This window comes from Achromobacter sp. K91 (assembly GCF_003576205.1).
GTDB classification, from domain to species: domain Bacteria; phylum Pseudomonadota; class Gammaproteobacteria; order Burkholderiales; family Burkholderiaceae_B; genus Achromobacter; species Achromobacter aegrifaciens.
In genome coordinates this window covers 1-13,590 of record NZ_QWFB01000015.1, presented here as the reverse complement: position 1 = coordinate 13,590, position 13,590 = coordinate 1, and the positions used below count along the sequence as shown (strand labels likewise).

The window sequence follows — 13,590 nt, the reverse complement described above, 5'->3', positions numbered from 1 at the left end:
GGGCTCGGAGATGTGTATAAGAGACAGCCCCCCGCCAGCCTGCCCGCCAATCCACCCGCGATCGCCCAGATGCCGCCGATGCAAAAGCCCACCAGCACCCGCGCCGCCAGGAACCACGCCATGCTGGGCGCCCAGGCGCTGGCCGCGTTGGCGCAGACCAGCAGCGCCAGCAAACCGCAAAGAATCACGCGGCGGTCCGCCCCCTTCGCGCCGATGACGACCAGCGGCGCGAACAGCGCTGCCAGGATGGCCGGCACGAACAGCATGAAGCCGCCCATGCCCACCGAAACGTCGAGCGCCGCGGTAATGGGCACGAACAGCCCCACCGGCAGCATTTCGGTGGTGACCACGCAGAAGGTCGCCAGGCCGACGGCGATCACGCCCAGCCACGCACGCCAGCCAGCGCGCTCAGGCATGGGTTCGGTAAACGAAGCGCCGGCGATGGCGTGGTCTTCAGGGGAAATGCCGCGAGTCATGGTCAAAGGTTCCAGGCAAGGCCCAGGCCGGGCCGACTCCTGGGCAGTCTACTGTTTCCATTTCGCTGATAAAGTAGGAAAACCAATAAACACAAGGGACGAATCGTGCGCAATTCATCCTACCCAGCCGCCCGTCTGGACCACATCGGCGATCTGCTCGCGTTCGTGCGCGTGGCCGACACCCAGAGCTTTACCGCCGCGGCCGAAAAGCTGGGCCTGTCGCGTTCGGCCGTCGGCAAGTGCATCGCGCGCCTGGAACTGGGCCTGGGCGCGCGGCTGCTCCACCGCAGCACGCGCAGCGTCAGCCTCAGCGACGAAGGCCGCGTCTTCTACGAACATGCGCAGCGCATCCTGTCCGAAGTGGACAACGCCACCGACGCCATGGCCAGCCGCAAGCAGGCGCCGCGCGGCCGGCTGCGCATCGACCTGCCGGTATCGCTGGGACGGCTGCACATCATGCCGCTGCTGCGCGACTACCTGCGCGATTGGCCCGAAGTCGAGGCGGACGTCAGCTTTTCCGACGACTACATCGACCTGGTGCGTGACGGCGTGGACGTCGCCATCCGCATCGGCGGCGAAACCGACAGCCGGCTGGTGCGCCGGGTGCTGGCGCCGCATCGCCTGATCACCTGCGCCGCGCCCGGCTACCTGGCCCGCCACGGCGCGCCAGCCAGCCCGGATGACCTTGCTGGCCACCGCACCCTGGCCTACACCCATGCCGGCGCCCTGGCGCCCTGGCGCTTTGCCGTCAACGGACAGGAACGCAGTGTTCATGTCGCTGGACGGCTGAGGCTGGGCAACACGGAAGCGCTGCGCGACGCCGCGCTGGCGTGCGAAGGCATCGTCCAATTAGGCGCCTTCCTGGTGGGCGAGGATCTGCGCGCCGGCCGGCTGGCGCCGGTACTGGAATCGGTAGCGCCGGCCGGCGCGCCGGTGTGCGCGGTCTATCCGCACCGGCGCCACCTGGCGCCCAAGGTGCGCGTCCTGATCGACGCCATCGCCGACAGATGGCGCGGCGGCGCGCCCTGGACCAGCGACGCCGCGCCGCCGCGGCCATAGGCGTGCGCCCGATCCACTATGATTGCCGGCATTGCCCCGCCGGGCGCAATACCGGACACCCAGGGACGCTGCCAGGCATGCCCTTGCCTGCGCCCCGCCATTTCCCCCGGAGTTTTACTTGAGCGACATCTACCAATTCAGCCGCGGCACGGCGCCGCTGCTGATCTCCATTCCCCATCTGGGCAGCATGATCCCCGACTCGCAGCGCGCGCAGATGACGCCGCTGGGCCTGCAGTCGGGCGACACCGACTGGCACCTGGACACGCTGTACAGGTTCGCCGAGGCGCTGGGCGCGTCCGTCATCGGCGCGCGCTATTCGCGCTACGTGGTGGACCTGAACCGCCCGCCCAACGATGAAAGCCTGTATCCCGGCCAGACCAAGACCGGCCTGTGCCCGACCCAGACCTTCCGCGGCGACGCCCTCTACCGCAACGAGGCCGTCCTGACCGACGCGGAACGCGAACACCGGCTGCAGACCTACTGGAAGCCCTACCACGCCAAGCTGTGCGAGGAGATCGACCGCATCAAGGCCGAGCACGGCGCCGTACTGCTGTGGGAAGCGCACTCGATCGCCAGCGTGCTGCCGCGCCTGTTCGAAGGCAAGCTGCCCGACCTGAACATCGGCACCGCCGACGGCGCGGCCTGCGCGCCCGACATCCTGGCGCCCGTCGAAGAGCGGCTGCGCGAAAACACCGCCTACACCTGGGCGGTGAACGGCCGCTTCAAGGGCGGCTACATCACGCGCCACTACGGCAAGCCCGCCGACAACGTCCACGCCATCCAGCTGGAAATGTGCCAGTCCACCTACATGGACGAAACGCATCCCTACGCCTATCGCCCCGACCTGGCGGGCCAGGTCATCCCGCTGGTCGAAAGCATGGTGCAGTCGGCGCTGAAACAGACCGAAGCGCGCCAGCGCTAACCGCAAGCCGGTCCCCACCCCGAACCGCCCCAGGCGCTTGCCGCCTCGGGGCGGTTTTTTTTTGTCTCGGCGCTCGGGTATTCCCCAATTTTTCACATCACAATCCAAAACGTAGTATCTCAACCGCGCTACGTAAAACATTACGAGCCATAACGAAAAATACGCGGAGACAGAAAATGAAGACATGGAGTCACGCCGCCTGCGGCGCGCTGGCGCTGTGCGCCCTGTATGCGACAGGGGCGCGCGCCGCCGATCCCGACACGTTCAAGATCGGCGGCGTGGTCTCGCTGTCGGGGACCTACGGCATCTTTGGCGAAGACATGCGCAAGGGCGTCACCATCGCCATCGAGCAGCGCGGCGGCAAGGTGCTGGGCAAGCCCATCCAGGTCACCTGGGAAGACGATGAAACCAAGCCGCAGCCCGCGGTGCAGAAAACCACCCGCCTGATCTCCGATGGATCGCAGATGATCTTCGGCGCGGTCAGCTCGGCCAGCACGCTGGCCATCATGAACATCGCCAAGCAGCGCAAGATTCCCCATCTGGTCACCATGTCGGCCGACGACAAGATCACGGTGCCGGGCGGCTCGCGCTATACCTTCCGCACCTCCAACACGCTGGGCATGGAGCAGCGCATGGCGCTGGCCTACTCCAAGGAGCAGAAGCTCAAGCGCATCTACGGCGTGACGGCCGACTACCAGGCCACGCGCGACAGCTGGGACTGGTACCGGCGCGAAGCCGAGAAGGCCGGCATCGAGATCGTGGGCGCCGATTTCCCGCCGCTGGGCAATCGCGACTATTCCTCCATCGCCGACAAGATCGCGCGCTCCAACGCCGACGGCGTGGCGCTGTTCATGACGGGCTCGGACGCCGTCACCATGGTCAAGCAGGCCGGCCAGATCGAACTGGGCAAGACGCGCAAGATCTTCGGCCCGGTGATCGCCGACGAGACCATGGCGGCCGGCGTCGGCCCCACCGCGGTCGGCGTGCAGTCGGGCGTGAGATATCACTTCACCGTCGAGAACGACGCCAACAAGGCATTCGTCGAGGCTTTCCGCAAGAAATACAACGAGTTCCCCTCGGCCGCCGCTGGCGAAGCCTACGACGGCATGAGCTGGTGGCTGGACGTGGTCGACAAGACCGGCACCTGGGACAAGGAAAAGTGGGTCGAGGCGTTTGCCGCCAGCGAGCGCACCAACTCCGTGGAAGGCAAGAAAACCATGCGCGCCTGCGACCACCAGGCCATGCAGAACGGCCTGTGGGGCGTGGTGGACACGGGCAAGCCGCCGCAGCCCGCCTACGTCATGGACATCGTCAAGGTGTTCCCGCCGGATCAGGTTTTCGAACCCTGCGCGGGCTGAAGCCGCCGAGTGACGCACCCGCCGGTCCTCGTGGACCGGTTTTCCCCCCGGCGCGCCCCTGCGCGCCGCCTGACGGATTTTTGCCATGTCCACCGTGATCATCGGCCTGAGCCTGGGAATGCTGCTGTTCCTGCTGGCGTCCGGCCTTACGCTTATCTTCGGCATGCTGGGCGTTATCAACTTCGCCCATGGCGCGCTGTACATGCTGGGCGCCTACCTGGCCTTCGACATCCAGCTGCGCACCGGTTCCTTCATCGCCGGGCTGGTCGTGGCAACGGTGGGCGTCGGCCTCGTCGGCGTGGCGATGGAACGGCTGGCCCTGCGACCGCTGTACAACCGCCCGCACTTCTATCAACTGATCCTGACCTTCGGCTTCATCCTCGTCATCAGCGAGGCCGTGAAGTTCGTCTGGGGCCTGGGCTACCAGGAAACGCCGATGCCGGCGCTGCTGGCGGGCACGGTCGAACTGGCCGGCAGCACCATCCCCGTCTACCGCCTGTTCGTCATCGTCTTCGGCCTGCTGGTGTCGGCCGCGCTGTTCTTCGTGCTGGAAAAAAGCACCTTCGGCATGCTGGTGCGCGCGGCCAGCAGCGACGGCGAAATGGTGCGCATCCTGGGCCTGCCGGCCGCCACCATCCGCAGCGCGGTGTTTGGCGTGGGCGCGGCGCTGGCCGGGCTGGCCGGCGCCATCTCCGCGCCGTTGTTCCCGATAGAGCTGGGCATGGCCACCAACACCATCATCGACTGCTTCATCGTGGTGATCCTGGGCGGGCTGGGCAATATCCGCGGCGTGGTCGCGGCGTCGCTGTTGATCGGCATGGTGCGTGCGGTGGGCTACACCTTCATGCCGAGCTGGGTCGACATCCTGACGTTCGCCATGCTGATCGCCACCCTGCTCACCCGTCCGCAAGGACTGTTCTCCCGCCAAGCGAGGCTGGCATGACGACTTCCCGCCAAGATGCCGCCATCGCGGCAGGCGTGGCCGCCGCGGTGATCGCGGTGCCCTTCTGCACGCAAAACGACTTTCTCCTGAACCTGACCATCCTGATCATGGTGTGGTCCATCTTCGCCGTGGGTTTCGACCTGGTGTTCGGCCTGCTGGGCATGGTGTCCTTCGGCCACGCGGCCTTCCTGGGCACCGGCGGCTACGCGCTGGCGCTGGCCACCCAGCGCTACGGCCTGCCGTTCGAGGCCGGGCTGGCGCTGGCCGTCGTGGCGGGCGCGGCCTGCGCCTGGATCTTCAGCGTGTTCGCGCTGCGGGTCTCGGGGATCTTCTTCGCCCTGGTCACGCTGGCGCTGTCGCAGCTCATGTACATCCTGGCCGACAGCAAGTTGCGCGAATGGACCGGCGGCGCCGACGGCCTGCCCGGCATCGGCCGGCCGGAACTCGCGGGGATAGACTTCTTCGATACCGTGAACTTCTATTGGTATGTCGCCGCCGTGTTCGCCCTGGTGATGGCCTTGATGGCGATGCTGCGCGCTTCGCCCTTCGGCCGCGCGGTCGCGGGCGTGCGCCAGAACGAGATCCGCGCCGCCCAGCTGGGCTACAACGTGCAGCGCCTGAAGCAGATCACCTTCCTCGTGTCCGGCGCCGTCGGCGGCCTGGCGGGCGGACTGCTGGCCGCGGTGCTGATGTACATGAACCCGCAGATGCTGCACTGGACCACTTCCGGCGACGTCATCATCATGACCCTGCTGGGCGGCGCCGGCACCCTGTGGGGGCCGGTGGCCGGCGTGCTGCTGTTCGAGGCGCTGAAGGAATGGCTCAGCGGCTGGACGCCCTATTGGTACGGCATCCTGGGCCTGGTCTTCATCCTGGCCACGCTGTACTTCCCGCAAGGAGTGCTGGGCGCGCTGCAGGCCCGCTGGAGCCGCAAGCGCCCCGCGGCGCCCGCCCCCGCCAGTCCACCCGCGCCCGCCGTGCCGCTGGCGCCGCGCGAAGGGAGCCCGTCATGAGCGATATCGCACTGCAATGCGCACAGGTCAGCGTCACCTTCGGCGCGCTGCGCGCCATCGAGGACTTCAGCTACACCTTCGAAACCGGCCGCGTCTACGGCCTGATCGGCCCCAATGGCGCGGGCAAGACCACCCTGCTCAACGTGCTGTCCGGCAACCTGCCCGGACATGGCGGGCGCATCCTGTGCCACGGCGCGGACATCTCGCGCCTGCGGGCCCATGAGCGCGCCAGGCATGGCATCGGCCGCAGCTTCCAGATCACCAAGATCTTTCCTGAAATGACGGTGCTGGAGAACCTGCGCATCGCCGCGCAGATCAGCCACTCGCATCTGCTGCCGTTCTGGCTGGCGCCGCGCTACGACCGCCGCCTGGCGTCCACCATCGACGCCATGCTGGAACTGACCGACCTGACGGCATGGCGCGACACCGTGGCGGGTACCTTGTCTTACGGCTTGCAGCGCGCGCTGGAGCTGGGCCTGACGCTCCTGCCGGACCCGCGCATCCTGCTGCTGGACGAACCGCTGGCCGGCGTCGGCCACCATGAGATAGCCGCCGCCACCCGCCTGATCCGCCACGCCGCCGCCGGCCGCACGGTGCTGCTGATCGAACACAACATGGACGTGATCATGACGCTGTCCGAACACATCGTGGTGCTGTCCAACGGCCGCAAGGTGGCCGAGGGACCGCCGGCCGCCATCCGCGACGACGCCACCGTGCGCGCCGTCTATCTGGGCGAGGAGGTGGCGGCATGATCGAACTGCAACATGCCAGCGTGCACTACGGCCAGGCGCTGGCGCTCAAGAACATAGGCTTGCGCGCGGCCCAGGACGAGATCGTCGCCATCGTCGGGCGCAACGGCGCTGGCAAGTCCACCGTGCTCAAGACGCTGATCGGGCTGCTGCCGCTGTCCGCCGGCAACCGCCTGATCGCCGGCCAGGACGCCACGCGCCGCGCCGTCGAACAGATCAGCCGCGACGGCATCGCGCTGGTGCCTGACACGCGCCGCATCTTCCCCAACCTGACGGTGCGCGAAAACCTGCGCATGGGCGCACTGGCGCACCAGCCCGGCTACTGGACGCAGGACCGGGTGCTGCAGGTCTTTCCGCGGCTGGGCGAACGCATAGGCTTCCATGGCGACCAGCTATCCGGCGGCGAACAGCAGATGCTGTCGATCGCGCGCGCCCTGCTGGGCAATCCGCGCGTCCTGCTGCTGGACGAGCCGACCGAGGGGCTGGCGCCGCGCATCGTCAACGAACTGATCGAGGTCTTCGCCGAAGTCCACCGTCAGGGCACCGGCATCGTGCTGGTCGAGCAGAACCTGAAGGTGCCTGCCCGCCTGGCGCACCGCCAGTACGTGCTGGACCACGGCGAAATCGCCTGGAGCGGATCGGCCGCGGAAGTCCAGGCTGACCGCCACATCATCGAATCCATCCTCACCACGGGCATCCAAGCATGAGCAACGACACCACCTACATCGCGGGCGTGGGCATCACCCGCTTCGACAAGCAGCCGGCCAAAAGCGTCAAGGACCTGGTGCGCGACGCGGTCACGCAGGCGCTGGCCGACGCGGGTTGCGACGCCGCCGACCTGCAGGCGGCCTATTTCGCCACCGCTGGCCAGGGTTCCATCGAAGGCCAATACATGGTGGCCGGCCAGGTTGCGCTGAAGGCCATGGGCATCGCCGGCATCCCCGTCGTCAACGTGGAGAATGCCTGCGCCAGCTCCAGCACCGCGCTGAACGCCGCCCACTTGTACGTAGCCTCGGGCGCGGGCGACATCTGCCTGGCCGTGGGCGTGGACAAGCTGTTTTCCGAGGACAAGGCCAAGAGCTTCGCCGTGTTCGACGGCGCCTGGGACGTGCACGACGCGCCGGCGCAGATGGCGCGCCTGATGGCACTGGCGCCCGACGTGACGCCCCCGCCCGGCTTCGAAGAGCCGGGCAAACGCAGCGTGTTCATGGACATCTACGCCAGCCTGGCGCGGCTGCACATGAAGACCTTCGGCACCACCCAGCGCCAGCTTGCCGCCGTGGCCGCCAAGAACCACATGCATTCCACCCGCAATCCGCTGGCCCAGTTCCAGTACCCCATGACGATAGACGAGGCCCTGGCCGCCCGGCCCGTGTCCTGGCCGCTGACCCTGCCCATGTGCGCCCCCATCAGCGACGGCGCGGCCGCCGCCATCGTCTGCAACGCCCAGGGCTTGAAGCGCCTGCAACGCGCCCGCGCCGTGCGCTTGTACGCCAGCGTGCTGCGAACCGCCACCGACCGCCCGGCCGACCGCTACGACCGGCACCTGTGCCATCTGGCCGCGCTCGAGGCCTACGAGCGCGCCGGCGTCGGCCCGCAGGACATGTCGCTGGCGGAAGTGCACGACGCCACCGCCTTCGCCGAGATCCAGCAGACCGAGGCGCTGGGCTTCTGCGCCTTCGGCGAAGGCGGACCGATGGCCGAGTCCGGCGCCACCAGCCTGGGCGGCCGCATCCCCATCAACGTGTCCGGCGGCCTGTTGTCGCGCGGCCACCCCATCGGCGCGACCGGGCTGGCGCAAGTCCACGAAATGGTGATCCAGCTGCGCGGCGAAGCCGGCGCTCGCCAGGTCGAAGGCGCGCGCTTCGCCATCGCCGAGAACGGCGGCGGCTTCAACGGCGTGGAAGAGGCGGTGACCTGCATCACCCTGCTTGGCCGCTGATCCGCGCCCCCCATCAACCCAGAGACCGCCATGCATCTCAGCTCTCTCTTTCACCGCAGCGCCACTATTTACGCCGATCAGCCCGCGCTGGCCGCCGGCACCCGCGATCCCCTCAGCTACGCCCAGCTTCAGGCCCGGGTGCAGGCGCTGGCCGGCTGGCTGCGCGGCCCGCTGGGCCTTTTGCCCGGCCAGCGCGTCATGCTGGCGCTGCGCAACCACCCCAGCTACATCGAATCGATGCTGGCCATCTGGCACGCCGGCCTCTGCGCCGTGCCGGTCAACGCCAAACTGCATCCCAACGAACTCGAATACATCCTGCGCGACAGCGATGCGCGCCTGTGCCTGTCGCAAGGCGAATTGCTGCAGGCGCTGGCGCCCGTCGCCCGCAGCTTGCCAGCGACGCGCGTGGTGGACGTGGAGTCGGCCGAATACGCGGCCGGCGCCCTGGGCCAGCCCTTGCCCCTGGAAACGCGTCCGCCCCAGGACCTGGCCTGGCTGTTCTATACCAGCGGCACTACCGGCAAGCCCAAGGGCGTCATGCTCAGCCATGCCAACCTGGTCGGCATGTGCCTGAACTTCTATGCCGACGTGCAGCCGGTACAGCCCGGCGACGCCATGGTCCACGTGGCGCCGCTGTCGCACGGCGGCGGCCTCTACAGCATTCCGTACTGGCTGCACGGCGCCTTGCAGATCGTGCCCGACAGCGGCGGCCTGGACGAAGAAGAACTGTCCGGGCTGCTGACGCACTACCGCAACGTCAGCCTGTTCGCCTCCCCCACCATCGTGCAGCGCATGGTGCGCCACGCCCGTCAGGCAGGCGGCCCGCCGCCCGGCCTGCGCACGCTGATCGTGGGCGGCGCGCCGTTCTACATCGAAGACATCAAGGACGCGGTGGCCTGCTACGGCGCGCGCGTGGCGCAGATCTACGGACAGGGTGAAAGCCCCATGTCGATATCGGCCTTGTCCGCCGTCCAGATCGCCGACGCCGTGGCCCGCAACGATGACGCGCTGCTGGGCTCGGTGGGGTACATCCAGTCGGCCATGGACGTCGAAATCCGCGAGGCCTCCGGCCGGCCGGCAGCCCCTGGCGAATTGGGCGAAGTCGTCGTCAGCGGGCCGACCGTAATGCAGGGCTACTGGAACAATCCGCGCGCCACCGCCGACACGCTGGCTGGCGGCTGGCTCCATACGGGCGATATCGGCATCCTGGACGAACGCGGCCTGCTGCACCTGAAGGACCGCTCCAAGGACGTCATCATCAGCGGCGGCACCAACATCTATCCGCGCGAAGTGGAAGAGGCGCTGATGCGCCACGATGCCGTGCAGGAGGTCTCGGTGGTCGGCAGCCCCGACCCCGAATGGGGCGAGTCGGTGCTGGCCTTCGTGGTGCTCAAGCCCGGCGCCCGGGCCTCCGAGCAGGATCTGGACCGACTCTGCCTGGAATCCATCGCGCGCTTCAAGCGCCCCAAGCGCTACGTCTTTCTGGAGGAGCTGCCCAAGAACAGCACCGGCAAAGTGTTAAAACGCGAACTCCAACAACGCGCGCTTCCGACTCCATGACCCAAGCTTTCCCCCTCTTTGGCCGTACCGCTGTCAGCCAGACCGAAAAGGCCTATTGCGCCCTGGAGGAAATGATCGTCACCGGCGAACTGCCGCCTGGCAGCCAGTGGTCGGAAACCACCCTGAGCGAACGCGTCGGCATCGGCCGCTCGCCGGTGCGCGACGCCCTGCAGAAGCTGGCGTTCCAACGCCTGGTGGAAATCGCCCCGCGCCAGGGCATCTTCATCTCCGAGATCGACTACCAGGGCCAGTTGAAGATCATCCAGGCGCGCCGCGAGATCGAACGGCTGATCGTGGCCCAGGCCGCGCAGTGGGCCGACGACGGCGAACGCGCCGAATTGACGCAACTGGCCCGTGAACTCGAAGACCTGAAGGCCGTCAACGACATGCGCATGTACATGCGCCTGCATTTCACCCTGACCAGCCAGATCGGCGCCGCCTCGCGCAACAGCTACGCGGCAGAGTTCCACGCCATGCTGCAGACGCTGGCGCGGCGCTTCCTGTACTTCCACCAGAAGCGCCACCCGGACCTGGTGCAGATCTGCGAGCTGCATATCCAGCAAATCAACGCCATCGTGGAGGGATCGGTGGAGCGCGCCATCGCCACGGCGGAGGCGCGCAACGACTATGCCGAGAACCTGGCCCGCAACATCCTGATGGAGCTGATCGTCACCTCGGCGGTCACCATCAGCAAGCCGCCGCGAGGCCGCAGCGGCGCGGACTGACGCCCCGGCGCGGTCTCAGCGCCCCGCGTCCGCCAGGTTCTGCCAGGCGCCGGTGCTGCGCCCCTCTTCCGCCAGGAACTCCACCAGCGTCGGCAAGGCGGCGTCCATCGGCCGGTTGGCCTGGATCCGCATCACGTAGCCCCAGGAGCCCGGCATGCGCAGGTGCGGCACCAGGGGCACCAGCCGGCCGCTGGCCAGTTCCTCGTCAATCAGCGGCGCGCGGCCCAGCGCGATGCCGACCCCGGCAGCCGCGGCTGCGGCGACCGTGCTCAGGCCGCTCAGCACCATGGGTTCCTGCCAGTCGGATTCGACCAGGCCCAGCCGCGGACTCCAGGTGCGCCAGTCGGTCTCCGGGCTGTCGACGTGCTTTTCCTCCAGCCAGCGATGGCGCAGGAACACGCCAGGATCGCCGCGCTCGGCCGGATCGACCAGCGACGGACTGCACACGGGCACCACGGTTTCGGTCATCAACGGGATGTCGCCGGGCTCGGCGATATGCGGCCCCATGGCGCGCACGTGCAGGAACGCCAGGTCGATGTCCTGGCTTTTCCAGGCCGGGTCCTGGCTGGCGTGCAGGTACACCTGGATGTCGATGCCGGGATGCAGCTCGATGAAGCGTCCGATGCGCGGGGCCAGCCACATGGCGGCCAGCGACGGGTTGGCGGAAACGTTCAGGGTATTGCGCCGTTTGCCCCGGGCGGAGGCCCGCACGTTGCGGCAGGCGGTCTCCAGCAGGGTCAAGGCCTGTTGCACGGATGCCAACAGGTCCGCGCCCGCCGCGGTGGTTTCTGCGCGGCGCACCGTGCCTCCGCGGCGCAGCAGCGCCACCCCCAGATCCGCCTCCAGCGCCCGCAGTTGATGGCTGACGGCGCTCTTGGTCACGTGAAGTTCGGCGGCGGCGCGGCTCAGGCTGCCCAGGCGGGCTACGGCCTCGAAGGCGCGCAGGGCCGCCAGGGGCGGCGTGTGGTTGGGAAGATCGGCCATGGGTCAAGTCTAGCTCAACCCTAGATTGAAAAACTATCGCTATCGCCGGGTCGCGGGATCGGGGACCATGCAAGCACTGAAAGGAGTTTGCTATGTATTTCGATTCGCGCCTTTGGCAGTTGACGGCGGGCTTGCGCGCCAGCATGGCGGGCGGCATTTTCCTGGGCCTGCTGGCCCTGGCCGCCGGCATCGCCCGTTACGTGTTCCTGGGCCAGTTGCTGGCCCGCGTATTCGATGGCGCACCGTCGCAGGACTGGCTCGCGCCGGCGCTGTGGGCCGCCGCCATGGTGCTGCTGCGCGCCTTCCTGGACCATTGGCGCACCGTGCAGGCCAACCGCTGCGCCGCCACCGTGCAGCATGCGCTGCGCGCCCGGCTTTATGACCGCATCGTGAGCCTGGGCCCGGCCTGGTTCGCCAACCAGCGCACGGGCGGCGTGATGCTGACGGTGGTCGACGGAGTCGAGCAGTTGCAAGCCTTCTTCGGCCAGTACCTGCCGCAAGTCGCGATCGCCGCCGCAGCGCCCTTCGCCATCTTCGCCGTGATCGCGTTCTGGGACGTGCCCACCGCGCTGGTGTTCCTGGCGGCGGCGCTGTTCGCGCTGTTCGGCCCCATGGCCGTGCACATGCTGGACCGCCGCGCCAGCCTGGCCCGCAGCAAGTCCCTGAACGATTTCGGCGAGGACTTCCTGGACGCCGTGCAGGGCCTGCCCACGCTGAAGTCCTATGGCCAGGGCAAGGCCTGGGGCCAGCGGCTGGCCGCCCGCGCCCGCAGCCTGTCCGACAACACCTTCTGGGTGCTTTCCGTCAGCCTCTTGACGCGCGGCATCAGCGACCTGGGCGTGGCCCTGGGCGCGGCGCTGGCGCTGACGCTGGGCGCCTGGCGCGTGGCCCACGGCGACATGAGCGTGGAAGCCCTGCTGATCGTGCTGATGGCCGGCACCGAGATCTTCCGCCCGCTGCGCGACCTGCGCTCGGTACTGCACCGGGGCATGCTGGGCCAGTCGGCCGCCGCCAGCATCCATGCGCTGACGGATGCGCAGCCGCTGACACCCGCCCCCGCCGCCGGCGGCAAGACCCCGGGCCGGCTCGCGCCCACCATCGAATTCGACAACGTGGCGTTTTCCTACACCCCCGAGCGCCGCGCCCACCAGGGCTTGAGCTTCCGGATCGCCGCGGGCGAACGCGTTGGCGTGGTCGGCCCCAGCGGCGCCGGCAAGTCGACCATCGTGCGCCTGCTGCTGCGCGAATGCCTGCCCCAATCCGGCAGCATCCGCATCGGCGGCCATGACGTGAACGAACTGGATACGCAGGCGCTGCTGTCGCACATCGCGCTGGTAAGCCAGGACATCACGCTGTTCCATGGCACCATCGACGACAACCTGCGGCTGGGCCGCCCCGACGCCACCCACGAACAGGTGCGCGCCGCCGCCCGCGCCGCCAATATCGACGACTTCATCATGGCGCTGCCCGAGGGCTACGCCACCCGCATCGGCGAGCGCGGCCTGCAGCTGTCCGGCGGCCAGCGCCAGCGCGTGGCGATCGCCCGCGCGCTGTTGCGCGACGCGCCCATCCTGATCCTGGATGAGGCGCTGTCGTCGGTGGATACGGAAAACGAAGCGCTGATCCAGCAGGCGCTGGACCGCCTGATGGCCGGCCGCACGACCTTGATCCTGGCCCACCGCCTGGCCAGCGTCATCGGCGCCGACCGCTGCCTGGTGCTGGACCAGGGCCGGGTCGCGGAGGAAGGACCGCACGCAGAACTGATGCGGCAAAACGGCCTGTACTACCGCCTGATGCACGAACAGGCGGCCGCGCACCGCAATCCATCGGCGGGACCCGCCGCCCCGGCCGCCCCCGTC

12 protein-coding genes and 1 pseudogene are annotated in these 13,590 nt (G+C 68.4%); 11 read left to right on the top strand and 2 right to left on the bottom strand.

Annotated elements, in window-relative coordinates:
• A pseudogene (locus tag DXK93_RS03890) lies at window positions 1–476 on the bottom strand (MFS transporter); the annotation flags it as partial.
• 105 nt (window positions 477–581) lie between these two features.
• On the opposite strand from DXK93_RS03890, the gene DXK93_RS03885 reads away from it, so the two are divergent.
• The 10 genes from DXK93_RS03885 to DXK93_RS03840 all read left to right on the top strand — a co-directional run bounded on the left by DXK93_RS03885 (window position 582) and on the right by DXK93_RS03840 (window position 10,747).
• Window positions 582–1,535 carry a LysR family transcriptional regulator gene (locus DXK93_RS03885; RefSeq protein ID WP_054456538.1) on the top strand — a complete coding sequence of 318 codons (954 nt, stop codon included), beginning with the start codon at window positions 582–584 and terminating at the stop codon, window positions 1,533–1,535.
• Between the two features lie 118 nt (window positions 1,536–1,653).
• Window positions 1,654–2,457, top strand: a complete 804-nt coding sequence (hutG, locus tag DXK93_RS03880) for an N-formylglutamate deformylase (RefSeq protein ID WP_119449393.1) — start codon at window positions 1,654–1,656, stop codon at window positions 2,455–2,457.
• Between the two features lie 176 nt (window positions 2,458–2,633).
• Window positions 2,634–3,815 carry an ABC transporter substrate-binding protein gene (locus DXK93_RS03875; RefSeq protein WP_054456536.1) on the top strand — a complete coding sequence of 394 codons (1,182 nt, stop codon included), beginning with the start codon at window positions 2,634–2,636 and terminating at the stop codon, window positions 3,813–3,815.
• Window positions 3,816–3,900: 85 nt separating this feature from the next.
• A complete protein-coding gene (locus DXK93_RS03870; protein WP_054456535.1) occupies window positions 3,901–4,758 on the top strand; it encodes a branched-chain amino acid ABC transporter permease in 858 nt (285 codons plus the stop codon).
• Complete coding sequence (locus tag DXK93_RS03865) at window positions 4,755–5,771, top strand: branched-chain amino acid ABC transporter permease (protein WP_054456534.1); 1,017 nt, start codon at window positions 4,755–4,757, stop codon at window positions 5,769–5,771. The genes DXK93_RS03870 and DXK93_RS03865 overlap by 4 nt, the downstream gene beginning before the upstream one ends.
• A complete protein-coding gene (locus DXK93_RS03860) occupies window positions 5,768–6,523 on the top strand; it encodes an ABC transporter ATP-binding protein (protein WP_119449392.1) in 756 nt (251 codons plus the stop codon). The genes DXK93_RS03865 and DXK93_RS03860 overlap by 4 nt, the downstream gene beginning before the upstream one ends.
• Complete coding sequence (locus DXK93_RS03855) at window positions 6,520–7,227, top strand: ABC transporter ATP-binding protein (protein WP_054456532.1); 708 nt, start codon at window positions 6,520–6,522, stop codon at window positions 7,225–7,227. The genes DXK93_RS03860 and DXK93_RS03855 overlap by 4 nt, the downstream gene beginning before the upstream one ends.
• Complete coding sequence (locus DXK93_RS03850) at window positions 7,224–8,462, top strand: thiolase family protein (protein WP_054456531.1); 1,239 nt, start codon at window positions 7,224–7,226, stop codon at window positions 8,460–8,462. The genes DXK93_RS03855 and DXK93_RS03850 overlap by 4 nt, the downstream gene beginning before the upstream one ends.
• Before the next feature lie 30 nt (window positions 8,463–8,492).
• Window positions 8,493–10,022, top strand: coding sequence for an AMP-binding protein (locus DXK93_RS03845; RefSeq protein WP_119449391.1), 1,530 nt, complete (start codon window positions 8,493–8,495; stop codon window positions 10,020–10,022).
• On the top strand, window positions 10,019–10,747 hold the full coding sequence (locus DXK93_RS03840; protein ID WP_119449390.1) for a GntR family transcriptional regulator: 729 nt from the start codon (window positions 10,019–10,021) through the stop codon (window positions 10,745–10,747). Before DXK93_RS03845 ends, DXK93_RS03840 begins: the two co-directional genes overlap by 4 nt.
• A gap of 15 nt (window positions 10,748–10,762) precedes the next feature.
• On the opposite strand, the gene DXK93_RS03835 is transcribed toward DXK93_RS03840, so the two are convergent.
• A complete protein-coding gene (locus DXK93_RS03835) occupies window positions 10,763–11,731 on the bottom strand; it encodes a LysR substrate-binding domain-containing protein (protein ID WP_119449389.1) in 969 nt (322 codons plus the stop codon).
• Window positions 11,732–11,823: 92 nt separating this feature from the next.
• Between DXK93_RS03835 and DXK93_RS03830 the strand changes: the two genes are divergently transcribed.
• On the top strand, window positions 11,824–13,590 hold a 1,767-nt coding region (locus tag DXK93_RS03830), incomplete at its 3' end, for an ABC transporter ATP-binding protein/permease (protein WP_147400216.1).

What these genes read in the sequence shown, in the direction of transcription:
- DXK93_RS03840 (WP_119449390.1), top strand. Translation starts at nt 10,019, where the DNA reads ATGACCCAAGCTTTCCCCCTCTTTGGCCGTACCGCTGTCAGCCAGACC.
- DXK93_RS03865 (WP_054456534.1), top strand. Translation starts at nt 4,755, where the DNA reads ATGACGACTTCCCGCCAAGATGCCGCCATCGCGGCAGGCGTGGCCGCC.
- DXK93_RS03855 (WP_054456532.1), top strand. Translation starts at nt 6,520, where the DNA reads ATGATCGAACTGCAACATGCCAGCGTGCACTACGGCCAGGCGCTGGCG.
- DXK93_RS03875 (WP_054456536.1), top strand. Translation starts at nt 2,634, where the DNA reads ATGAAGACATGGAGTCACGCCGCCTGCGGCGCGCTGGCGCTGTGCGCC.
- DXK93_RS03850 (WP_054456531.1), top strand. Translation starts at nt 7,224, where the DNA reads ATGAGCAACGACACCACCTACATCGCGGGCGTGGGCATCACCCGCTTC.
- DXK93_RS03835 (WP_119449389.1), bottom strand. Translation starts at nt 11,731, where the DNA reads ATGGCCGATCTTCCCAACCACACGCCGCCCCTGGCGGCCCTGCGCGCC.
- DXK93_RS03870 (WP_054456535.1), top strand. Translation starts at nt 3,901, where the DNA reads ATGTCCACCGTGATCATCGGCCTGAGCCTGGGAATGCTGCTGTTCCTG.
- DXK93_RS03860 (WP_119449392.1), top strand. Translation starts at nt 5,768, where the DNA reads ATGAGCGATATCGCACTGCAATGCGCACAGGTCAGCGTCACCTTCGGC.
- DXK93_RS03845 (WP_119449391.1), top strand. Translation starts at nt 8,493, where the DNA reads ATGCATCTCAGCTCTCTCTTTCACCGCAGCGCCACTATTTACGCCGAT.